This is a genomic window from Nocardia harenae NBRC 108248 (assembly GCF_001612885.1).
GTDB classification, from domain to species: domain Bacteria; phylum Actinomycetota; class Actinomycetes; order Mycobacteriales; family Mycobacteriaceae; genus Nocardia; species Nocardia harenae.
The window spans coordinates 63,532-83,656 of sequence record NZ_BDBH01000002.1 but is presented as its reverse complement, the minus strand read 5'-3'; the positions used below and the strand labels follow the sequence as shown (position 1 = coordinate 83,656).

The 20,125-nt window shown below is 71.3% G+C and carries 23 protein-coding genes and 1 riboswitch; of the genes, 17 read left to right on the top strand and 6 right to left on the bottom strand.

From position 1 onward, the window contains the following. Nucleotides 1-39 precede the first annotated feature (39 nt). The 12 genes from NH2_RS03285 (at nt 40) to NH2_RS03230 (ending at nt 12,325) form a co-directional block, all read left to right on the top strand. Nucleotides 40-1,350, top strand: coding sequence for a DUF6779 domain-containing protein (locus NH2_RS03285; RefSeq protein ID WP_067647985.1), 1,311 nt, complete (start codon nt 40-42; stop codon nt 1,348-1,350). A gap of 135 nt (nt 1,351-1,485) precedes the next feature. Beyond that, entirely contained in the window at nt 1,486-2,415 is a 930-nt protein-coding gene (locus NH2_RS03280; protein WP_067647983.1) for a Rossmann-like and DUF2520 domain-containing protein, read from the top strand. Then, entirely contained in the window at nt 2,415-3,338 is a 924-nt protein-coding gene (gene panC / locus NH2_RS03275) for a pantoate--beta-alanine ligase (protein ID WP_067647980.1), read from the top strand. The genes NH2_RS03280 and panC overlap by 1 nt, the downstream gene beginning before the upstream one ends. Before the next feature lie 17 nt (nt 3,339-3,355). Next, complete coding sequence (gene panD, locus NH2_RS03270; RefSeq protein ID WP_067647977.1) at nt 3,356-3,775, top strand: aspartate 1-decarboxylase; 420 nt, start codon at nt 3,356-3,358, stop codon at nt 3,773-3,775. Between the two features lies 1 nt (nt 3,776). Continuing rightward, the gene (locus tag NH2_RS03265; RefSeq protein WP_067647975.1) at nt 3,777-4,571 is read left to right on the top strand and encodes a type III pantothenate kinase; all 795 of its coding nucleotides are present in this window, start codon (nt 3,777-3,779) and stop codon (nt 4,569-4,571) included. A 222-nt stretch (nt 4,572-4,793) separates the two neighbouring features. Next, on the top strand, nt 4,794-5,339 hold the full coding sequence (locus NH2_RS03260) for a cysteine dioxygenase (protein ID WP_245650443.1): 546 nt from the start codon (nt 4,794-4,796) through the stop codon (nt 5,337-5,339). Between the two features lie 8 nt (nt 5,340-5,347). Then, nucleotides 5,348-5,770, top strand: a complete 423-nt coding sequence (locus NH2_RS03255) for a rhodanese-like domain-containing protein (protein ID WP_067649178.1) — start codon at nt 5,348-5,350, stop codon at nt 5,768-5,770. A 99-nt stretch (nt 5,771-5,869) separates the two neighbouring features. Next, nucleotides 5,870-7,336 carry a lysine--tRNA ligase gene (gene lysS / locus NH2_RS03250; protein WP_067647969.1) on the top strand — a complete coding sequence of 489 codons (1,467 nt, stop codon included), beginning with the start codon at nt 5,870-5,872 and terminating at the stop codon, nt 7,334-7,336. Nucleotides 7,337-7,450: 114 nt separating this feature from the next. Then, nucleotides 7,451-7,813: a histone-like nucleoid-structuring protein Lsr2 gene (locus NH2_RS03245; RefSeq protein WP_067647966.1), complete on the top strand. Its 363-nt coding sequence runs from the start codon at nt 7,451-7,453 to the stop codon at nt 7,811-7,813. Between the two features lie 167 nt (nt 7,814-7,980). Further along, nucleotides 7,981-8,604: an FHA domain-containing protein gene (locus tag NH2_RS03240; protein ID WP_067647964.1), complete on the top strand. Its 624-nt coding sequence runs from the start codon at nt 7,981-7,983 to the stop codon at nt 8,602-8,604. 99 nt (nt 8,605-8,703) lie between these two features. After that, complete coding sequence (locus NH2_RS03235; RefSeq protein ID WP_067647961.1) at nt 8,704-9,213, top strand: anthrone oxygenase family protein; 510 nt, start codon at nt 8,704-8,706, stop codon at nt 9,211-9,213. Nucleotides 9,214-9,769: 556 nt separating this feature from the next. Next, a complete protein-coding gene (locus NH2_RS03230) occupies nt 9,770-12,325 on the top strand; it encodes an ATP-dependent Clp protease ATP-binding subunit (protein ID WP_067647959.1) in 2,556 nt (851 codons plus the stop codon). A 135-nt stretch (nt 12,326-12,460) separates the two neighbouring features. On the opposite strand, the gene NH2_RS03225 is transcribed toward NH2_RS03230, so the two are convergent. After that, complete coding sequence (locus tag NH2_RS03225; protein WP_157103587.1) at nt 12,461-13,804, bottom strand: sensor histidine kinase; 1,344 nt, start codon at nt 13,802-13,804, stop codon at nt 12,461-12,463. Nucleotides 13,805-13,913: 109 nt separating this feature from the next. Between NH2_RS03225 and NH2_RS03220 the strand changes: the two genes are divergently transcribed. Both NH2_RS03220 and NH2_RS03215 read left to right on the top strand, forming a co-directional pair. Then, nucleotides 13,914-14,363, top strand: a complete 450-nt coding sequence (locus NH2_RS03220) for an SRPBCC family protein (protein ID WP_067649175.1) — start codon at nt 13,914-13,916, stop codon at nt 14,361-14,363. A gap of 75 nt (nt 14,364-14,438) precedes the next feature. Further along, nucleotides 14,439-14,882, top strand: a complete 444-nt coding sequence (locus NH2_RS03215) for an OsmC family peroxiredoxin (protein WP_067647953.1) — start codon at nt 14,439-14,441, stop codon at nt 14,880-14,882. A 148-nt stretch (nt 14,883-15,030) separates the two neighbouring features. On the opposite strand, the gene NH2_RS03210 is transcribed toward NH2_RS03215, so the two are convergent. From NH2_RS03210 to NH2_RS03195, 4 genes are all read right to left on the bottom strand, one after another. After that, nucleotides 15,031-15,474, bottom strand: coding sequence for a hypothetical protein (locus tag NH2_RS03210; protein WP_067647950.1), 444 nt, complete (start codon nt 15,472-15,474; stop codon nt 15,031-15,033). Between the two features lie 36 nt (nt 15,475-15,510). Further along, nucleotides 15,511-16,281, bottom strand: coding sequence for a CbtA family protein (locus NH2_RS03205; RefSeq protein ID WP_067647946.1), 771 nt, complete (start codon nt 16,279-16,281; stop codon nt 15,511-15,513). Beyond that, a complete protein-coding gene (locus tag NH2_RS03200; RefSeq protein ID WP_067647943.1) occupies nt 16,272-16,469 on the bottom strand; it encodes a CbtB domain-containing protein in 198 nt (65 codons plus the stop codon). The genes NH2_RS03205 and NH2_RS03200 overlap by 10 nt, the downstream gene beginning before the upstream one ends. A gap of 30 nt (nt 16,470-16,499) precedes the next feature. Continuing rightward, nucleotides 16,500-16,626: riboswitch (cobalamin riboswitch) on the bottom strand. 35 nt (nt 16,627-16,661) lie between these two features. Then, nucleotides 16,662-16,976, bottom strand: coding sequence for an antibiotic biosynthesis monooxygenase family protein (locus NH2_RS03195; protein ID WP_067647940.1), 315 nt, complete (start codon nt 16,974-16,976; stop codon nt 16,662-16,664). A gap of 41 nt (nt 16,977-17,017) precedes the next feature. Here NH2_RS03195 and NH2_RS03190 point away from each other — a divergent pair, with 41 nt between their 5' ends. Then, nucleotides 17,018-17,761 (top strand): alpha/beta fold hydrolase, encoded by a 744-nt coding sequence (locus NH2_RS03190; protein WP_067647937.1) that lies wholly within the window; start codon nt 17,018-17,020, stop codon nt 17,759-17,761. A 44-nt stretch (nt 17,762-17,805) separates the two neighbouring features. Here the strand turns inward: NH2_RS03190 and NH2_RS03185 are convergent, their stop codons facing one another. After that, the gene (locus NH2_RS03185) at nt 17,806-18,720 is read right to left on the bottom strand and encodes an iron-sulfur binding domain-containing protein (RefSeq protein WP_084505178.1); all 915 of its coding nucleotides are present in this window, start codon (nt 18,718-18,720) and stop codon (nt 17,806-17,808) included. Nucleotides 18,721-18,752: 32 nt separating this feature from the next. On the opposite strand from NH2_RS03185, the gene NH2_RS03180 reads away from it, so the two are divergent. Then, on the top strand, nt 18,753-19,376 hold the full coding sequence (locus NH2_RS03180) for a carbonic anhydrase (RefSeq protein ID WP_067647934.1): 624 nt from the start codon (nt 18,753-18,755) through the stop codon (nt 19,374-19,376). A 109-nt stretch (nt 19,377-19,485) separates the two neighbouring features. Then, complete coding sequence (locus NH2_RS03175; RefSeq protein WP_067647932.1) at nt 19,486-20,106, top strand: hypothetical protein; 621 nt, start codon at nt 19,486-19,488, stop codon at nt 20,104-20,106. The last annotated feature ends 19 nt before the right edge of the window (nt 20,107-20,125 follow it).

The window sequence follows — 20,125 nt, the reverse complement described above, 5'->3', positions numbered from 1 at the left end:
CGGTGTTCGGTGCGGAGCAACCCGGCTACCCTTGCGGGCATGGTTCCACCCTCCCGTAGCAGCGCTTCCCGTCGACGGCGGGATGATGCGGGAAAGTTCTTCGTCGGCACCCTGGTCCTGCTCGGGCTGGTTGCCAGTATTTTCCTGGTCTTCAGCAACAGTCTGCAGTTCGTCCGGGTCGGGCTGGTGGCCGCGCTCTGGGCGGCGGCCATCGGCGCGCTCGCTGCCACGCGTTATCGCAAGGAATCGGCGGTCGACCGGGCCAAGGTCCGTGATCTGCAGACCGTCTACGAACTGCAGCTGGAGCGCGAGGTGTCGGCCCGGCGCGAGTACGAGCTCGGCGTCGAGTCGCGGGTCCGCCACGAGGTCGGGGCGGACGCCGCCGAACTGGCGGCGCTGCGCGGCGAGCTGGCCGTACTGCGCGCCAATCTGCAGCGGCTCTTCGACGGCGATCTGCCGGGGCAACGGCCCGCGCTGCACGCCGACGCCACCCGGGTGCACGAACTCCCTGGCCGCGCCGCCGCGGCGGCGAACGGTAGCTCGTCGAATGCCGAATGGCCGACCCCGGTCTTCGAGCCGGGGCACCCGGCGCCACCGAGCTTCGCCACCCCCTACGACGAGCCGGTCACCGCCGAGACGGCGACCGTCCCGGAGGAGGACCTGGACCGCGCCCCCGGCTGGTCGGGCGCCTTCAGCGAGGCGCCCGCCGACCCGCCGCACGGCTCCACCGTCTGGTCGCCGCCGGGGCGGGGCGCGGAGCAGCCCAAGTGGCCGTGGGAGGTCAAGGAGCCGCAGGGCGGTGCCGAGCACCCCGGCCGCCGGGCCCCCGGGCCGGACGACGACGCCGACACCGGCCCGCAGCGCGCGGTCCCGCCGCGGCTCAGCAAGCCGGCCGCCGCCGCGCCCGCGAGCAAGGCGGCGGGCGCGCGCCCGGCCGCGAGCAAGCCGGGCGCGCAGGCGTCGACAGGCAAGACCGCGGGGTCGTGGCCGACCGCGGACCACCCGGCGGAGCCGCGGCTCACCGTGCCCCCCGACCCGGCCGCAGGCGCCACCACCGGCCCGGTGGTGAACCCGGCCCGCGCCTCGGTCGGCACCCCGACCTCGTCGGTCTCCGGCTCGTCTGCCACCCCCGACGCCGCGGTCACCTCCACCTACGGCCTGCCGAGCACCCCGCCCGCCGACCCGGCGGATCCGGCCGCGACCCCGGGCAGGGGCGCGGGCGGCGCGATCGGCACCCCGAGCGCGCGGCGCCGCCGCAGGGCCGATACCGAGGAGGATCCGTCCACCCGGCGGCTCTCGGTCGCCGAGATCATGGCCAACCTGCAGTCGGAGCAGAAGCGCGGCAGCTGAGCCGCTGCGGCGTAGATCACCCTCGCGCCCCGTGGCGTCGGCTCGGCGTCGCTCTATATCCTCGTGTCGTACCGTCCGGTACCCGCCAAGCGGGACTGGAACGACATCGAGAGGACAGTGTTGACCTCGAGAAGCGTGGATTCTGCTGCCACGCCCGGCCTCGACCCCGCGCCCGCACGCCTGACGGTGGGAATCGTCTCGGCGGGACGCGTCGGTTCGGCGCTCGGCGCGGCGCTCGAGCGCGCCGGGCACGTGGTGTTCGGCGTCGCCGCCATCTCCGGCGCCTCCATCCAGCGCGCGACCACCCGGTTGCCCGACTCCGAGATCCTGCCCGCGCAGCAGGTCGCGGCCCGCAGTGAGCTGCTGCTGCTCGCCGTGCCCGACGCCGAGCTGCCCGGCCTGGTGGCCGGGCTGGCGACAGCGGGCGTGCTACGGCCGGGCACCATCGTCGCGCATACCTCGGGGGCGAACGGAATCGCCGTGCTCGCCCCGCTCACCGCGCAGGGCGCGCTGCCGCTCGCCATCCACCCCGCCATGACCTTCACCGGCCACGACGAGGACCTGGCCCGGCTGGGCAACGCCTGCTTCGGGATCACCGCCGCCGACGAGGTCGGCTACGCCATCGCGCAGTCGCTGGTGATCGAGATGGACGGCGAGCCGGTGCGGGTGCCCGAGGAGCACCGCGCCCTCTACCACGCCGCGCTGGCGCACGGCAGCAACCACCTGGTGACCGTGATCCTGGACGCCGTCGACGCGCTGCGCGCCGCGCTCGCCGGGCCCGGGCTGCTCGGCCAGCAGGCCGTCGACGAGCAGCCGGGCGGGCTGGCCGAGCGGCTGCTCGCCCCGCTCGCCTCGGCCGCGCTGGACAATGCGCTGCGCCGCGGCCAGTCGGCGCTCACCGGCCCGGTCGCCCGCGGCGACACCGCCGCCGTCGCCGCGCACCTGGCCGCGCTGTCGGCGGCCGACCCGCGGATCGCCGACGGCTACCGGGCGCTCTCGCTGCGCACCGCGCAGCGCGCCCGCTCCGCCCCCGCCCTGCTCGAACTGCTGGAAGGACCTCGTTGATGGACCCCAAGCTGCGCGGAACCTTCAAGGCAGGCCAGCTCACCGTGCACCACGACCCCGCGGTGCTCGGGTCGGTGGCGCGGGCGCTGCGCGCCGTCGGCCGCACCGTCGCGCTGGTTCCCACCATGGGCGCGCTGCACGAGGGCCACCTCGAGCTGGTGCGCCGGGCCAAGCGCACCAATCAGGTGGTGATCGTCTCGATCTTCGTCAACCCGCTGCAGTTCGGCGCGAACGAGGATCTCGACCGCTACCCCCGCACCCTGGACGCCGACGTGGAGCTGCTCCGCGGCGAGGGCGTCGAGCTGGTCTTCGCGCCATCGGTCGCGCAGATGTACCCGGACGGCCCGCGCACCACCGTGCACCCGGGTCCAGTCGGCGCCGAGCTGGAGGGCGCCAGCCGTCCGACGCACTTCGCGGGCATGCTCACCGTGGTCGCCAAGCTGCTGCAGATCGCACGGCCCACCGAAGCCTTCTTCGGCGAGAAGGACTACCAGCAGCTCACCCTGATCAGGGAGATGGTGCGCGACCTGAACTTCGACACCACCGTCGTGGCGGTACCGACGGTGCGCGAGCCGGACGGCCTCGCGCTCTCCTCGCGCAACCGCTACCTCGACCCCGAGCAGCGCGCCGCCGCGCTCGCGCTCTCCGCGGCGCTGGCCGCGGGCAGCCACGCGGGCGGGCTCGGCGCCGCCGCGGTGCTCGCCGCCGCGCGGCAGGTGCTCGACGCCGAACCCGGCATCGAGCCGCACTACCTGGAGCTGCGCTCCGCCGCGCTCGGCCCGGCCCCGGAGTCCGGGCGGGCCCGGCTACTGGTCGCCGCCAAGGTCGGCGCCACCCGCCTCATCGACAATGTCGCCGTCACGCTCGGCGCCCCGATCGACGGCCACCCAACCACCCCCGCGGCCACGGCGTCCGCGCAGTAGAGAGAGGCGACGACGCGATGTTGCGCACCATGATGAAGTCCAAGATCCACCGGGCCACGGTGACCCACGCCGACCTGCACTACGTCGGCTCGGTCACCGTCGACCAAGACCTGCTCGACGCCGCCGACCTGCTGGAGGGCGAGCAGGTCTGCATCGTCGACATCGACAACGGCGCCCGGCTGGAGACCTACGTCATCGCCGGCGAGCGCGGCTCCGGCGTGATCGGCATCAACGGCGCCGCCGCCCACCTCGTGCACCCGGGCGACCTGGTGATCCTCATCGCCTACGGGATGATGGACGAGGCCGAGGTGCGGGCGTACACCCCGCGGGTGGTCTTCGTGGACGATCGGAACCGGGCCATCGAGCTCGGCTCCGACCCGGCGCACGCGCCGGCGGGGTCGGGGCTGCTCACCCCGCGCACGCTGACGACCGCCTGACATGCTGCTCGCCGTCGACGTCCGCACCACGAGCACGGAGATCGGGCTGTTCTCCGGCAGCGGCGGGCACGCGAGCCTGGTCCGGCAGTGGCGGATGCGCACCGACCCGCTGATGACCGCCGACGAGTTCGCCATGTACCTGCGCGGGCTGGTCGGCGGGCGGCTGGACGAGGTGATCGGGGTGGTCGCGCTGGCCACCGTGCCGCCGGTGCTGCGCGAGCTGCGCACCATGCTGGAGCGGTACTACGACCACGTCGCGCACGTGGTGGTCGAGCCGGGGGTGCGCACCGGCATCCCGCTGCTGGTGGACAACCCCAAGGAGATCGGCGCGGACCGGATCGTGAACGCGCTCGCCGCCTACCACCGGTACCAGGGCGCGGCCATCGTGGTCGACTTCGGCACCGCGACCACCGTGGACCTGGTCTCGGCGAAGGGCGAGTTCCTCGGCGGCGTGCTCGCGCCGGGTGTGGAGATCGCGAGCGAGGCGCTGATCGAGCGGGCCGCGCTGCGCCGGGTCGAGCTGGCCCGGCCGCGCGGCGTGGTCGGCAAGAACACCGTCGAGGCCATCCAGTCCGGCGCCGTCTTCGGCTTCGCCGGGCTGGTGGACGGGTTGATCGACCGGGTGCGGGACGAGGTCGACGCCTTCGCGGGCAACGATGTCACGGTGGTCGCCACCGGCGCCGTCGCGCCGCTCATCGTGCCCGAGTCGGAGACCATCGACCACTACGAGCCCCACCTCACGCTGACCGGGCTGCGGCTCGTCTACGAGCGCAATCAGCAGCGGAAGCGGGGCTGACGTGGCCGAGCGCACAGCCGCTGGTGCCGCCCCCGCGGCGCTGCTAAGCTAACCGCCGTGATCAACGGCACGCGTCCCCAGGAGTGTTGTCGAGGCTAGCCGCCTCGACCGTTCGAGGCATCGCGCCCTCGACCGTTGCCGACTCCTGGAGATCCGCTCGTGCGTTCTTCCGTTCTCTCCCTGCCGCGTTCCTACACCGCGGCCCGTGATACCAAGTCCTCGCTGCCGCCGGTCGACCGCTCGACGGCGCCCGCCCTTCCCACCCGCTTGCGCCCCGCCGACCTGCTGCGCCTCACCGACGAGGGCGCCGAGGACGTGCTGGCAGGCCGGTACGACCACCTGCTCCCGCACGGCGGGCAGTGGCCGGTCGAGGAGCGCTGGGCCAGCAGGCTCAGCTCCGACGACGAGGTCGACGTCTGGCTGATCAGCTGGACGCCGGGCAAGTCCACCGAGCTGCACGACCACGCCGGCTCGCTCGGCGCGCTCACCGTGCTCAGCGGCGCGCTCGCCGAATACCGCTGGAACGGAAGCGAACTCAGGCACCGCACGCTGGAGGCGGGCGACCAGGGCTCGTTCCCGATCGGCTGGGTGCACGACGTCATGCGGGCGCCGGACTCCCCGGTCGCCGACCCCGCCACCGAACCGACGCTGAGCGTGCACGCCTACTCGCCGCCGCTCACCGCCATGTCCTACTACGAGGTGACCGGCCACGGCACGCTGCGCCGCACCCGTACCGTCCTCACCGACCAGCCCGAAGGTGATATGTGATGGCCACGCTGACCATCGATCAGATGCTGCAGAACGCCCGCGCCCGGCTGCGCAGGCTGCAGACGCACGAGTACCCGGCCGCGCTGGAGCGCGGCGCCGTCCCGGTCGACATCCGCCCGCAGGCCCAGCGGGCACGGGAGGGCGCGCTGCCCGGCGCGCTGGTGATCGAGCGCAATGTGCTGGAGTGGCGGCTCGACCCGAGCAGCTCCGCCCGGATCGCGCTCGCCGCCGACCACGACGTGGAGTGGGTCATCGTCTGCTCCGAGGGGTACACCTCCAGCCTGGCCGCGGCCGCGCTGCAGGAGCTCGGGCTGCACAATGCCACCGACCTCGCGGGCGGGTACCGCGGGCTGGAGGCGGCGGGGCTGCTGCACGCCGGGATCCGGGTGCCGCACTTCGCCAGGGAGGTCGCCTCGCTGGCGACGCTCTGATTTATCGGAGTCCTCTCGCCCCGGCTAGGGTTGGGGCTTGTGAGCACCGCGAACAGGTCATCGGCAGCGGGATCCCTCGATCCCGACGTACCCGAGCAGATGCGTATTCGCCGCGAGAAGCGGGAGCGGCTGCTCGCGGAGGGGCGCGAGCCCTACCCGGTGATCGTGCCGCGCACCCACACGCTGGCCGAGATCAGGGCCGCCTACCCCGAGCTCGCGGCCGATACCGCGACCGGGCTGCACGCCGGGGTCGCCGGGCGCGTCATCTTCGTGCGAAATACCGGCAAACTCTGCTTCGCGCAGCTGCAGGAGGGCGACGGCACCAAACTGCAGGCGATGATCAGCCTGAACGGCGTCGGCGCGGATTCGCTCGCCGCCTGGAAGGCCGACGTGGATCTCGGCGATTTCGTCTACGTGCACGGCGAGGTGATCTCCTCGCGCACCGGCGAATTGAGCATCATGGCCGATTCCTGGTCGATATCGGCCAAGGCGCTGCGCCCTCTCCCGGTGGCGCACAAGGAGCTGAGCGAGGAATCCAGGGTGCGGCAGCGCTACGTGGATCTCGTGGTGCGCCCCGAGGCGCGGCGCAATGCCCGCACCCGGGTGGCCGTGGTGCGCGCGCTGCGCTCCGCGCTGGAGCGCAGGGGCTTCCTCGAGGTCGAGACGCCGATGCTGCAGACGCTGCACGGCGGCGCCGCCGCGCGCCCCTTCGTGACCCACTCGAATGCCCTCGATATGGACCTCTACCTGCGCATCGCGCCGGAATTGTTCCTCAAGCGCTGCGTGGTCGGCGGCTTGGAGAAGGTCTTCGAGATCAACCGCAACTTCCGCAACGAGGGCGCCGACTCCACGCATTCGCCGGAGTTCGCGATGCTGGAAACCTACGAGGCATACGCCACCTACGACGAGTCGGCCCGGATGATCCGGGAATTGGTGCAGGAAGTGGCGCAGGAGGCGCTCGGCACACAGCGGGTGATCCTGGCCGACGGCACCGAATACGACCTGTCCGGGGAGTGGACCACGGTCGAGATGTATCCCTCGGTCTCCGAGGCGCTCGGCGCCGAGATCACGCCGGAAACCACGGTGGCGGAATTGATCGGCCATGCCGAGCGGGTCGGGCTGGAAATACCGCAGGGCAAGGGCTATGGCCACGGCAAACTCGTCGAGGAACTGTGGGAACACACCTATGGCGACAAGCTCTACGCCCCGACTTTCGTGCGCGACTTCCCGGTGGAGACATCACCGCTCACCCGGCAGCACCGGACCCGCGCGGGCGTCACCGAGAAGTGGGATCTGTATGTCCGCGGCTTCGAGCTGGCTACCGGATATTCGGAGTTGGTGGATCCGGTGATCCAGCGGGAACGGTTCGTGGATCAGGCGCGGCTGGCCGCTGCGGGCGACGACGAGGCCATGGTTCTGGACGAGGACTTCCTCGCCGCGATGGAACACGGCATGCCGCCGACGACCGGAACGGGGATGGGAATCGACCGGTTGTTGATGGCGCTCACCGGACTCGGAATCCGGGAAACGATACTCTTCCCAATTGTGCGACCGGTCACCCGCTGAGCCGTTCGTTTGCATGTAGGTTGCCGTCTTGGAATTCTGTGAATTCGAGGTATTCTTGCCTCGGGTATTCGGCCTGGCAGCAGGGTCGCACGATTTCGAAGGGACGTTCATCTCATGGCAAAGAAGGTCACTGTAAGCCTGATCGATGATGTCGATGGCGAGTCCATCGCGGACGAGACCATCGAGTTCGCAATCGATGGGGTCTCGTACGAGATCGATCTGTCCACCACGAATGCGGCGAAGCTGCGCGATGGGCTGGAGGAGTGGGTTTCGAGTGCGCGCCGGGTGAGCGGGCGGCGCCGGGTGAAGGCGGCCGCCACGGGCGCCACCGCCGCGCCGAAGAACCGCGTTCCGATCGATCGGGAACAAAGCGCGGCAATTCGCGAGTGGGCGCGCCGGAACGGTCACAAGGTTTCCGCTCGCGGCCGCATCTCGGCCGACATCACGGACGCCTACAACAAGGCCGCCAAGGCCTGAGCACCACCGGCGACGAGCCGCTGCCAGGGTGAATCGTGCGACACTCCGGCAGCGGCTCGTCGGCTGTCCGGCCCTTCGCCTTGCTCAGGGCACCTCGGAGACGGCACCATGAGAGCCGTTGGGTGACCGTCATCGGCGGTACGGGGAGAGATGAGGTATCGGGCGCGGTGACCGGAACGGGCGGCTCCTTCCTGCGTTTCACCGACGACACCGGGCGCCAGCACGAGCTGGAGCTCGCGCCGGAGAACCAGCGGATCACCATCGGGCGGGCCCCGCAGGCCGACGTGGTGCTCAACTGGGACGCCGAGGTGTCGCGGCTGCACGCGGCGGTCGAGTACCTGGGCTCGCAGTGGACCATCGTGGACGACGGGCTCTCCCGCAACGGCACCTTCGTCAACGGTGAGCGGCTGGTCGGGCGGCGCAGGCTGATGGCGGGCGACCGGATCCGGATGGGCACCTCGCTGCTCTCCTTCCACGACTTCACCGGCGGCGTCGACGACGCGACCCGCACCTCCACCGCCGCCATCCCCACGCTGCGCTCGCTCACCGATACCCAGCGGTCGGTGCTGGTCGCGCTGTGCAGGCCCTACAAGAACGGCACCGGGTTCGCCACCCCGGCCTCCAACCAGCAGATCGCCGAGGAGCTCTTCCTCAGCGTCGACGCGATCAAGACCCACCTGCGGGCGCTCTTCGCCAAGTTCGGGGTGGAGGATCTGCCGCAGAACCAGAAGCGGGTGCGGCTGGCCGGGCTCGCCATGCAGAGCGGGCTCATCTCCGATCGGGACCTGTAGACGATCCGGTAGGTGCCCGAGCTTCCGGCGTATGGAGTGCGGGCCAGCGCGGCGGTTGACTCGAAGCCGGAAGTTCCACCGACCGGCAGGAGAAGTCACATGAACGGCATTCGGATCGCCACCCTGATCGCGGCGGTGGTCGGCACCGGGCTGACCGCCGGGCTGTTCTACGCCTACGCGATCTCGGTGATGCCGGCGCTGCGGCAGACCGACGACCGTGTGGTGCTCGACGTCATGCAGCGGATCAACGTCGTCATCATCAATCCGTGGTTCCTGATCGCGTTCCTCGGGACCATCGGATTCACCGGGCTCGCCGCGGTGCTGCACCTCGCGCCGGAGAACCGCGCGGTGCTGCTCTGGATCGCAATAGGATTGGCGCTCAACGTGTTCGCATTCGCGGTCACGATCGCGCTGAACGTTCCGCTGAACAACATGCTGGACGCGGCGGGCGACGTGAACTCGATCCCCGATACGGCCGCGCTGCGCGTCGAATACGAATCCCCGTGGGTGCGTTGGAATGTGCTGCGCGCCGTTCTGCACACCGCGGCGTTCACCGTGCTCTGCGGCGCGCTGTTCGTCGCCGGAATTCGGCACGCCGAGCACGGCTGAGCGCGGTATACCGATTGCGGCAGAGACTTTTTCGACTGGAAGAGTGTGCGGAGGCGGTGGCGCGGGCGTTTTTCTCGCCCGAGCCGTTTCGTGCACGGGTGTATTTTTTCGGATGGCCGGTCGGCGACCGGTGCGCTAATTCGGGCGTTACGCTCCGTCCGGTGACAGGCGCCCCGGAAATTCTCGCGGGGCCGCGGCGCCGCCGGCCCTGGGAACGATCGGCTCGCCGGGGGAGCGATCGGCCCGGCGGGAACGATTCGGCCCGCCCCGGCGTTGGACCGGCGAAAGCTACCGGCCGCGCGCCCGCGGCACCGGAGGGGCGCCCGTTCGCTCAGAGCGGAACGGGGCCGGAAACGATTCCCCGACCCGCGGCGTTGGCAAGGAGACGATCGAGTCACCGGGCCGCAATAAGGTGGACCGGAAGCGACGCGATCCCCCGCCAACTAGAGTGGAGGCGAGGGGCCGCGAGCCCAGGGCTTCATGGCAGGCTGACGTGACACCAGTCCAGCTGGAAGCGTCGATCGCCGGATTGTCGGAGCAGGAGAGTGAGGGAGCGATGTTCGAGAGGTTCACCGACCGCGCGAGGCGCGTCGTGGTCCTGGCCCAGGAAGAGGCCAGGATGCTCAACCACAACTACATCGGCACCGAGCACATCCTGCTTGGGTTGATCCACGAGGGCGAGGGCGTCGCCGCCAAGTCGCTGGAATCGCTCGGCATTTCGCTCGAGGGTGTGCGCAGCCAGGTGGAGGAGATCATCGGCCAGGGCCAGCAGGCCCCGTCCGGGCACATTCCCTTCACCCCGCGGGCCAAGAAGGTGCTGGAGCTGAGCCTGCGCGAGGCGCTGCAGCTCGGTCACAACTACATCGGCACCGAGCACATCCTGCTCGGGCTCATCCGCGAGGGCGAGGGCGTCGCCGCCCAGGTGCTGGTCAAGCTGGGTGCCGACCTCAACCGGGTGCGTCAGCAGGTCATTCAGCTGCTCTCCGGCTACCAGGGTGGCAAGGAGGCCGTCGAGTCCGGCACCCGCGGCGAGACCGGCACCCCGTCCACCTCGCTGGTCCTCGACCAGTTCGGCCGCAACCTGACCCAGGCCGCCCTGGAGGGCAAGCTGGATCCGGTGATCGGCCGGGCCAAGGAGATCGAGCGGGTCATGCAGGTGCTGAGCCGCCGCACCAAGAACAACCCGGTGCTGATCGGCGAGCCCGGCGTCGGCAAGACCGCCGTCGTCGAGGGGCTGGCCCAGGCCATCGTCAACGGCGAGGTGCCGGAGACGCTCAAGGACAAGCAGCTCTACACCCTCGACCTGGGCTCCCTGGTCGCGGGCAGCCGCTACCGCGGTGACTTCGAGGAGCGCCTGAAGAAGGTGCTCAAGGAGATCAACACCCGCGGCGACATCATCCTGTTCATCGACGAGCTGCACACCCTGGTCGGGGCGGGCGCGGCCGAGGGCGCCATCGACGCGGCCTCGATCCTGAAGCCCAAGCTCGCCCGTGGCGAACTCCAGACCATCGGCGCCACCACCCTCGACGAGTACCGCAAGTACATCGAGAAGGACGCCGCCCTGGAGCGCCGGTTCCAGCCGGTCCAGGTGGGCGAGCCGACCGTCGAGCACACCATCGACATCCTCAAGGGGCTGCGCGACCGGTACGAGGCGCACCACCGCGTCTCCATCACCGACGGCGCCCTGGTCGCCGCCGCCACCCTGGCCGACCGGTACATCAACGACCGGTTCCTCCCGGACAAGGCGATCGACCTGATCGACGAGGCGGGCGCGCGGATGCGCATCCGCCGGATGACCGCGCCGCCGGATCTCCGCGAGTTCGACGACAAGATCGCCGACGCCCGCAGGGAGAAGGAGTCCGCGATCGACGCGCAGGACTTCGAGAAGGCCGCGCGGCTGCGCGACAAGGAGAAGCAGCTCGTCGCCAAGCGCGCCGAGCGGGAGAAGCAGTGGCGCTCGGGTGACCTGGACGTGGTGGCCGAGGTCGACGACGAGCAGATCGCCGAGGTGCTGGCGAACTGGACCGGCATCCCGGTCTTCAAACTCACCGAGGAGGAGACCACCCGGCTGCTCCGCATGGAGGACGAGCTGCACAAGCGGATCATCGGCCAGGAGGACGCGGTCAAGGCGGTCTCCAAGGCGATCCGCCGCACCCGTGCCGGGCTGAAGGATCCCAAGCGCCCCTCGGGCTCGTTCATCTTCGCCGGCCCGTCCGGCGTCGGGAAGACCGAGCTCTCCAAGGCGCTGGCGAACTTCCTCTTCGGCGACGACGACGCGCTCATCCAGATCGACATGGGCGAGTTCCACGACCGCTTCACCGCCTCGCGGCTCTTCGGTGCCCCTCCCGGGTACGTCGGGTACGAGGAGGGCGGGCAGCTCACCGAGAAGGTGCGTCGCAAGCCGTTCTCGGTGGTGCTGTTCGACGAGATCGAGAAGGCGCACCAGGAGATCTACAACACCCTCCTGCAGGTGCTCGAGGACGGCAGGCTGACCGATGGCCAGGGCCGCACGGTCGACTTCAAGAACACCGTGCTCATCTTCACCTCGAACCTCGGCACCTCGGACATCTCCAAGGCGGTCGGGCTCGGCTTCACCCAGTCGAACAACGCGGGCTCGAACTACGAGCGGATGAAGCTCAAGGTCAACGACGAGCTGAAGAAGCACTTCCGCCCGGAGTTCCTGAACCGCATCGACGACGTGATCGTCTTCCACCAGCTCACCAACGAGCAGATCGTCGAGATGGTGGACCTGATGATCAACCGGGTCGCCACCCAGCTGCGGAACAAGGACATGGCGATCGAGCTCGCCCCGCAGGCCAAGAGCCTGCTGGCCAAGCGCGGGTTCGACCCGGTGCTCGGGGCTCGGCCGCTGCGCCGCACCATCCAGCGCGAGATCGAGGATCAGCTGTCCGAGAAGATCCTCTTCGGGGAGATCGGTGCGGGTCAGACGATCGTCGTCGACGTCGAGGGCTGGGACGGTGAAGGGTCCGGCGAGGATGCCAAATTCACCTTCGCCGGCAAGGCCAAGTTGACCAAGTCGGTCGACGAGAAGCCGGAGGTCGTTCTCACCGGGGCCGGTGAGGGTTCTTCCGCCGAGGTGTCGGGCGAGTAGTTCTGGCTCGTGAATGGCCCGCTCCCCTCCGGGGGAGCGGGCCATTCACGTTGTGCAGGGGGTTCTTTTCCGGGGGCTTCGCCCCCGAGCCCTCACCGACAGGGTGCGGGGGTCCGGGGCGAAGCCCCCGAGGAATCAATTTTCTTCTTTTTTGAGGCCCGGGACGGCGGCCAGCCGGGCTTGGGAAGGGAGCCGCGCCGCTACGCGGAACCCCCCACTCGGCCGCGGCCCCGCGGTGAGCGCACCACCCAGCTCGTGCGCCCGCTCGCGCATACCGATGATCCCGTCCCCGCCACGCACCCCGGGGGTGCGGGGCGCAGGCGCGGCGGGACGCGTGTTGTCGACGGTGATATCGACCGAATCGGCGGCATAGCGCAAGGTCACCGTCGCTTCGGCCCCCGGCGCGTGCCGCTGCACGTTGCGCAGCGACTCGACGACGATCCCGGCCCCGACCGCATCGATCGCCGCGGGCAGCGGAGCGGCGCTCCCGATCACCCGATACGTCACCGCGACCCCGGCACTCCGTGCCCGCTGCATGATCCCATCGAGATCATCGAGGCTCGGCGCATCCGGCTTGGGCGCGGGCTTCGGCGCCGCCACGACCTCGGCGGCCTCCCGGCGCGGCTCCCTCGGCGGCCGCACCAGGAACCCGGCGGTCCGCCCGAGCAGCCCCTCGTCCCGAGGCGGATGCTCATCCCCTTCGACGGGCTCCTCCACCCGCACCCCGGTCCGGCGCAAACTGCTCAACAACTCCTGCGCGTCCTCCAGCGCGGCCCGGCTCGCCGTCTTCACCGCCGCCAGCGCGACCACCACCTGCTGCGGCTTCCGATCGGCCAGCTCCAGCGCCAGCCCGGACTGCTTGTTGATGGCGGAGAGGCTGTGCACGACCACCCCGTGCAGCTCCTCGGCGAGCGCGAGCCGCTCGGCGGCGCTCTCCCGCTCCCGCTGCGCGATCCCCTCCCACGGCTCCGCCTCCTCCAGCCGCTGCGCGTACCTCGCCAGCTCGGTGCGCTGCCGCAGCAGCTCCGCGGTCCCGGCCAGCGCGACGGCCCAGCCGAGCGCGCCGAGCGCCTGCCAGCCGTCGCTCTCCCGGCCGAGCAGCGCGGGCAGCGGCCAGATCATGCACAGGTAGGCCACCGGGATGGCCGGGTAGGTGTACAGCGGCGGCGCGGCGGCGGCCGCGGTCAGGAAGGCGGCGGCGGGCGCGGCGAGCGCGGGCAGGTAGTGGTGCCCGAGCAACGGGTAGGCGATCGCCACCGCGAACACCACGTACAGCACCGGCAGCGGGTGGTACCGGCGCAGCACCAGCGCCACCGGACCGGCGATGAGCAGCGCGGTTCCGAGCGCGTCGAGCGGGTCGGTGGCGACTTCGCGCAGGTCGAGCGCGAAGCCGAGCGCGAGCTGCAGCACCGCGACCCCGCCCGCGAGCCCCCAATCCCACACCACCGAACCGCGATTCGTCTCACCAGGCGCTCTCACCCCGCCAGACTATGCGCCCCGGCCGCCCGGTGCGGCAGGAGTCCACACCCCCGTGGCGCACACCGCGTACTCCGGGCACACCGCCGGTGACCACGGGTATGGTCTCGGGATGGTCGATCAGTCGATTCGTCTTCCGGATCTGTCCGCCCGGCCGCACGAGCTCTCGGTGGAGCGGGTCATGTCCGCCTCCGCCGGACTGCTCTTCGCGGCGTGGACCAGGGGCTTCGATCTGTGGCTGGCGCAACCTGATTCGCTGCTGCTCGCCGGTGAGGTGAACACCCCGTTCTTCTTCGAGACCGAGAACGGCGGGGTCAGGCACCCGCACTACGGCCGCTTCCTGCGGCTGGAGAGCGAGCGGCTGGTGGAGCTGACCTGGGTGAGCGCGGACACCCGCGGCGCCGAGACCGTGGTCTCGGTGCAGTTCGTGCGGCAGCCGCGCGGCATCCGGCTGCGGCTGCGGCACTCCGGCTTCGCCGATATGGCGGCACGGGACGCGCACCGGGAGGCGTGGCCCGCGGTGCTCGAGCAGCTGGACAAACGGCTGACCAGCACCGGGTAGTGGCGCGGCGCCGCGGCGAGTAGGTTCGGAGCCGCTATCCGCGAATTCCCCGCACTCCCTCCCGAAAGGATCGTGATGCCAACTCGTAGCGCGCGCACCGCCTGGACCGGCGGCCTGCAGGACGGCTCCGGCCAGGTCGAACTGGCCAGCTCGGGCGTCGGCAAGTACGACGTGTCGTTCCCCAAGCGCTCGGCCGACGACGCGAACGGCGCCACCAGCCCCGAGGAGCTCATCGCCGCCGCGCACTCCTCCTGCTACGCCATGGCGCTCTCCGCGCAGATCGCCGCCGCGGGCGGCACCCCGGAGAGCCTGGACGTCACCGCCGACGTCACGCTCGGCCCCGATCCGGCCGGCGGCTTCCGGATCAGCCGGATCGCGCTGACCGTGCGCGGCAGGGCGGCGGGCATCGACGCCGAGCAGTTCGCCACCGCGGCCGCCGAGGCCAAGGCGGGCTGCCCGGTCAGCAAGGCGCTGGCCGGTGTCTCCGATATCGCGCTGGACGCGACTTTCGAGTCCTGACCGGCGGGCGGTTCCGCCCGCGACCCGGGTGCCGCCGACGGCGTTCCCGCCTGTGCGGGAGCGCCGCCGCGTCCAGCGCTGAAGGACGCGGGCGCTCCCGCACGCTCCGGCGCACCGCATCCGGCAGGCGGCACGGGGTGTCGCCGAATCAGGTGAACCAGGTCCGCGCGGTGCCGATATACATGGCGGGTACCGCGACGAGCACCGCGAGCAGGTGCACCGCGCGCATCGCGGCGAGCAGCAGGCCGTGCCCGTCGAGTGCCGTGAACGGGTCGGCGAGCGAGCCGGCGGAGAGCAGCCTTGCCGCCGGCTCGAGTACCAGCGAGGCCACCCCGGCGACGCCGATGCCGACGGTAAGCAGCGCCCGCGCCACGCGGTCGCCGTGCACCATGCGCAGCACCACCGCGAGCACCAGCAGGTAGAGCGCCCCGCGCCAGAGCAGCGGGGCGGCACCGGAGTCGTCCACCCGCGCCAGCCCCTCCAGGGCGCCCGCGCCGAGCGCGGTGAGGAATCCGGCGCAGGCCACCCGCACCGGGCGCGGCGCCGCCGGACCGGTGGCGGGCAGGGAAAGCGAACGGGCAGTGTCGGCCATGACGCCGACACTGCCCGTCGTACTGCGAACCGCGGATCACGCCGCGGTAGCGACCTCGTCCCGTACCGGGGTACGGGGTGCGGCCGCGAACTCGCTGAGTGCCGCGAACAGCAACCCGAGCGCGACCCAGAGCGTGCTGGAGACCGCCAGCGACGAAACCCGGAACTCCCACAGCAGGCCGGCCGGGAAATCCGCGCTCACCTCGTTCACGCCGGGGAGCAGCACGTACCCGAGGATCACCACGGCCACGAAGGCCGCGACCCCGCCGATCAGCCGCACCGAGCGCAGCTGCCCGGCCAGCAACCGGTAACCGAACACCGCGGCCGCGACCGCGACCAGCCCGAGCAGCACGGCCGCCACCCAGAGCCAGGTGCGGTCGTTGATGGTCTCCGGGTCGCCGACAGCGGGCGGATTCGCCGGGTACTTGAAGAACGGCACGAGCACCACGGCCAGCCAGCCCGCCAGCGCCACCGCGAGGCCGAAGAGCGGCCCGGTGCCGAAGCGCCGCAGCAGATGCACCGCCGCGCCGACGAGCACGCCGAACGCCGCTCCGGCGAGGCCGAGCGCGAGGAATTGCCCCGCCTTCTGCCCGTCCCGGCTGACCAGGGCCTCTTCCTCGTCGTGCGAGTGCCCGGCCGGTTCGTCGGTGTGCGGGTGGCTCTCGGCGGCCGCCTCCTCGATGGCGATGGCCGCGTCGACCTTCGGCTCGCCGACGAAGTAGCCGACGGTGGCGGCGAGCAGCCCCGCGAGCACCCCGGCGAGCAGCCCGCGCAACAGCAGGGTCTTCAGGGATTCGGTCAGTGGCACGGAAGCCCCAGCAGGTGCCGTCCGTCGTGCATCAGCTCGTGCAGGTACATCCCGGAGCGGGAGACGGCACCCTGGTCGAAGCCGACCAGGTAGAGCGTGAGCAGGGCGAGCAGGACGACGCCGACCGTGACCAGGATGGTGGCGAGTGATTCCGGAACCCGGGATGCGGGGGAGTGCGCGATGGCCATGTGAATCCTTTTGGGGCGTACGCGTCCCCGTCGTGGTGGTGCGAGGATGCCGGTGTCTGGCTGTGAACAGTGGCGCGACCGCTCCGGAGTCTCACCGGATTACCGCAGCACCCTCGCTTCTTCCACGGAAACTGTGACATCGCAAAACCCCCCTCGTCAACAGCGGTGACGAGGGGTGATCGCAACCCGGGGTCAGCCCTGCGGCTTGCCTGCCACGTCGAGCACCACCTCGAACTCGAGCAGCGAGGCTCCGGTCGCCACCGGCTTGCGCGCCTCGCCCGCATGCGCCTCCCGCGCCGGGCCGTCACGCCAGGCCGCGAAGGACTCCTCGGAGTCCCACTGCGTCACCACGAAGTACCGGTTCTCCCCCGCGGTGGGGCGGAGCAGCTGGAAACCGAGGAAGCCGGGGGAGTTCTCCACCGCGTGCGCCCGGTGCGCGAAGCGCTTCTCCAGCTCGGCGCCCGCGCCATCGGGGATCTCGATCGCATTGATCTTCACAACAGCCATGGCTCCAACGTAGCGGCTCGCGCCGCCTACGCTCGGTCCCCATGCTCTACGACGAAGGCGGCACGGGGGTGCCCATCCTGTTGCTGCACGGGTTGATGGGGAGCGCGCGAACCTGGAGCGATCAGCTGGGGTGGCTGCGCGAGTTCGGCCACGTGTACACCTTCGACGCCGCCGGGCACGGGCGCCCGGCCCCCGCCGAGCCGACCACCGAGGCGTTCGTCGCCGATCTGGCCGAGGCCACCGCGGCCATCGCCGAGCCCATGGTCGTCGTCGGGCACTCCATGGGGGCGCTGCACGGGTGGGTCTTCGCGGCGGCACACCCGGAGCGGGTGCGGGCGCTGGTGGTGGAGGACATCGCGCCGGATTTCCGCGGGCGCACCGCGGCCGGGTGGGCGGCCATGATCGAGGGCTGGCCGCAGCCCTTTCCGGACGAGGAGGCGGTGCTCGGCTATTTCGGCGAGGTCGCCGGGCGCTATTTCCTGCGCGCCTTTCACCGGGATGCCGACGGATATCGGCTGCACGGGGCGGTCGCGACCTTCCGGGATATCTCCGAGGAGTGGGGCGGGCGCGATTTCTGGGCGCAATGGGCGGCGCTGCGGATTCCGGCGCTGCTCATCGAGGGTGAATTCACCATCACCCCGCCCGGGCAGATGCGGCGCATGGCGGAACGGGCGGACACCCGCTACGTGTGGGTCGCGGGTGCCGGGCATCTCGTGCACGACGAGCAACCCGACCGCTACCGCACCGAGGTGGAGTCCTTCCTGCGGGAAGTCCTCGCACGCTGAGAGCGCGATGCCCGAATGGCGGCGTGCTCGTGCGCGCCCGACTCCTATCGGCTCCCTTCGCCCGCCAGGGCGAACAACCCCTCCTCGGTCTGCTCGATCAACCCGTCCACGAGCAGCGAATCCAGCGCCCTCGCCCGCTGCCCGGGATCCCGAGGCCAGGCGAGGTCCAGCCGCAACCGCTCCACCGGCCCGTCGGCGGCGCGTAGCACGTCGAGCAGCCGCCCGCGCGCCTGGCGGTCGGTGCCCTCGTACTTCTGTACCTTCCGCACCACCTCGGCCGCCGGACGCCCCGCGTCGACCCACGCACACCGCGGCAGCGGACAGGCGCCGCAGGCGGGCGAGCGCGCGGTGCACACGGTGGCCCCCAGCTCCATGAGCGCGGCCGAGAAGACCGCGGCCCGCTGCACCCGGGCGGGCAGCAGCGCCTCGGTCTCCGGCAGGTCGCGCGGCGACGGGTTGCCCGCGTCACCGAGCCCGTGCACCGCCCGCGCCACCACCCGGCGCACGTTGGTGTCGACCACCGGCACCCGCTGCCCGTAGGCGAAGCAGGCCACCGCGCGCGCCGTGTAGGCGCCGATCCCGGGCAGCGCGAGCAGCGCCGCCACCTCGTCGGGCACCTCGTCGCCGTACCGCTCGGCCAGCACCGTCGCGCACTCGTGCAGCCGCAGCGCCCGGCGCGGGTACCCGAGCTTGCCCCAGGCCCGAAGCACCTCGGCCTGCGTGGCGGCGGCCATGGCGGACGGCACCGGCCAGCGGGCCACCCATTCCCGCCAGATCGGCTCGACCCGAACCACCGGGGTCTGCTGCAGCATGATCTCGCTCATCAGGATCTGCCACGCCGTCACCCCCGGCCTGCGCCACGGCAGGTCCCGCGCGGCGGCGGCGTACCAGTCGATCAGCACATCGGTGTCGATCGCGCCGTACGCGGGCAGCGTGCGCGCGGCAGCGCCCTTCCTCACCGTTTCCCACCTCGTCCTGCACAATGGTCGCTATGCCTGGATCCAACCCGATCAGTTCGTGGAAGTCCCTGCGCGAGGGTAACGACCGCTTCGTCAACGGCACGCTCGAGCACCCCGGTCAGGGTGTGGCCGACCGCGCGAAGCTCGTGCAGGGGCAGCACCCCACCGCAATCCTGTTCGGCTGCGGCGATTCGCGCGTCGCCGCCGAGTTGATCTTCGATCGAGGGCTCGGCGACATGTTCGTGGTGCGCACCGCAGGCCACGTGGTGGACGGCTCGGTGCTCGGCTCCATCGAGTACGGCGTCGCGGTGCTGAACGTCCCGCTCATCGTGGTGCTCGGCCACGACAGCTGCGGTGCCGTGAAGGCCACCATCGACACGCTGGACGGCGGCGCCGTGCCCGGCGGCTTCATCCGCGACGTCGTCGAGCGGGTCGCGCCCTCGATCCTGGCGGGCAGGCGCGAGGGGCTCTCCACCGTGGACGAGCTGGAGGCGCGGCACGTGGTGGAGACCGGCAATCTGATCATCGAGCGCTCGGCCATCGTGGCCGAGCGGGTCAAGGCGGGCACGCTCGCCATCGCCTGCGTGAACTACAAGCTCGCGGAGGGCAAGGCCTGGCTGCACCACGTGATCGGCGACGTCGGCGAGGCCGTCTGACCACATGTCCGGACATCCGCCCAGGTAGACCTGACCCGGGGTGGCCGGGCCCGCCCGACACGCCGAGGCCCTCGGCCCACGATCCAGGCGCTGCGCTTACCGTTGAGGCGTGCTGGAACCCACTGGGCCGCTGCCTCCCGAGATCTACTGGCGACGTCGTGTTTTCGCGATCGGCGTTCTGGTCCTCGCGCTCGCGCTGGTGATCTGGCTGGTGGTGATGGTCGCCAGGGGTGGCACCTCGCCCGGCGGCGCCGCCGCGACCAGCACCACGACCGAGGCGGCGCCCGCGGGCGGCTCGGGTTCGAGCGCGGCGAGCAGCACGGCCGACTCGGATGTCGCGCCCTGCTCGGACCAGTCGCTCGCGGTGAAGGTGAGCGTCGGCCAGCCCACCTACCGCAGGGGCGAGCAGCCGGTGTTCGGGATCGTCATCACGAATATCTCCGCGGTGCCGTGCAGCCGGGACATGGGCTCCGGCATGCAGCAGATCTCGGTGCAGACGCTGGACGGCACCCGCAGGCTGTGGAACAGCGTCGACTGCTACCCCGACGGGCAGCCCGACATCAGGACGCTGGAGCGCGGGCAGCAGGCGGCCTTCACCGTCACCTGGTCCGGCTCGACCTCGCAGCCGAACTGCGCGGGGGAGCGGGTGCCGGTCCCGTCCGGGGCCTACGCCGTGCTCGCCCAGCTCGGCGGAGTGAAGAGCACGGCAGAGCCCTTCAACATCGCCTGAGCCCGCGGGCGGCGCAGGC

Bases quoted from the DNA above. Each gene is read 5' to 3' on its own strand.
- NH2_RS03235 (WP_067647961.1), top strand. From the start codon at position 8,704: ATGAACGGCATTCGGATCGCCACCCTGATCGCGGCGGTGGTCGGCACC.
- NH2_RS03265 (WP_067647975.1), top strand. From the start codon at position 3,777: ATGCTGCTCGCCGTCGACGTCCGCACCACGAGCACGGAGATCGGGCTG.
- NH2_RS03210 (WP_067647950.1), bottom strand. From the start codon at position 15,474: ATGGCCGACACTGCCCGTTCGCTTTCCCTGCCCGCCACCGGTCCGGCG.
- NH2_RS03245 (WP_067647966.1), top strand. From the start codon at position 7,451: ATGGCAAAGAAGGTCACTGTAAGCCTGATCGATGATGTCGATGGCGAG.
- panD (WP_067647977.1), top strand. From the start codon at position 3,356: ATGTTGCGCACCATGATGAAGTCCAAGATCCACCGGGCCACGGTGACC.
- NH2_RS03230 (WP_067647959.1), top strand. From the start codon at position 9,770: ATGTTCGAGAGGTTCACCGACCGCGCGAGGCGCGTCGTGGTCCTGGCC.
- NH2_RS03215 (WP_067647953.1), top strand. From the start codon at position 14,439: ATGCCAACTCGTAGCGCGCGCACCGCCTGGACCGGCGGCCTGCAGGAC.
- NH2_RS03190 (WP_067647937.1), top strand. From the start codon at position 17,018: ATGCTCTACGACGAAGGCGGCACGGGGGTGCCCATCCTGTTGCTGCAC.
- NH2_RS03285 (WP_067647985.1), top strand. From the start codon at position 40: ATGGTTCCACCCTCCCGTAGCAGCGCTTCCCGTCGACGGCGGGATGAT.
- NH2_RS03220 (WP_067649175.1), top strand. From the start codon at position 13,914: ATGGTCGATCAGTCGATTCGTCTTCCGGATCTGTCCGCCCGGCCGCAC.
- NH2_RS03200 (WP_067647943.1), bottom strand. From the start codon at position 16,469: ATGGCCATCGCGCACTCCCCCGCATCCCGGGTTCCGGAATCACTCGCC.
- lysS (WP_067647969.1), top strand. From the start codon at position 5,870: ATGCGTATTCGCCGCGAGAAGCGGGAGCGGCTGCTCGCGGAGGGGCGC.
- NH2_RS03195 (WP_067647940.1), bottom strand. From the start codon at position 16,976: ATGGCTGTTGTGAAGATCAATGCGATCGAGATCCCCGATGGCGCGGGC.
- NH2_RS03180 (WP_067647934.1), top strand. From the start codon at position 18,753: ATGCCTGGATCCAACCCGATCAGTTCGTGGAAGTCCCTGCGCGAGGGT.
- panC (WP_067647980.1), top strand. From the start codon at position 2,415: ATGGACCCCAAGCTGCGCGGAACCTTCAAGGCAGGCCAGCTCACCGTG.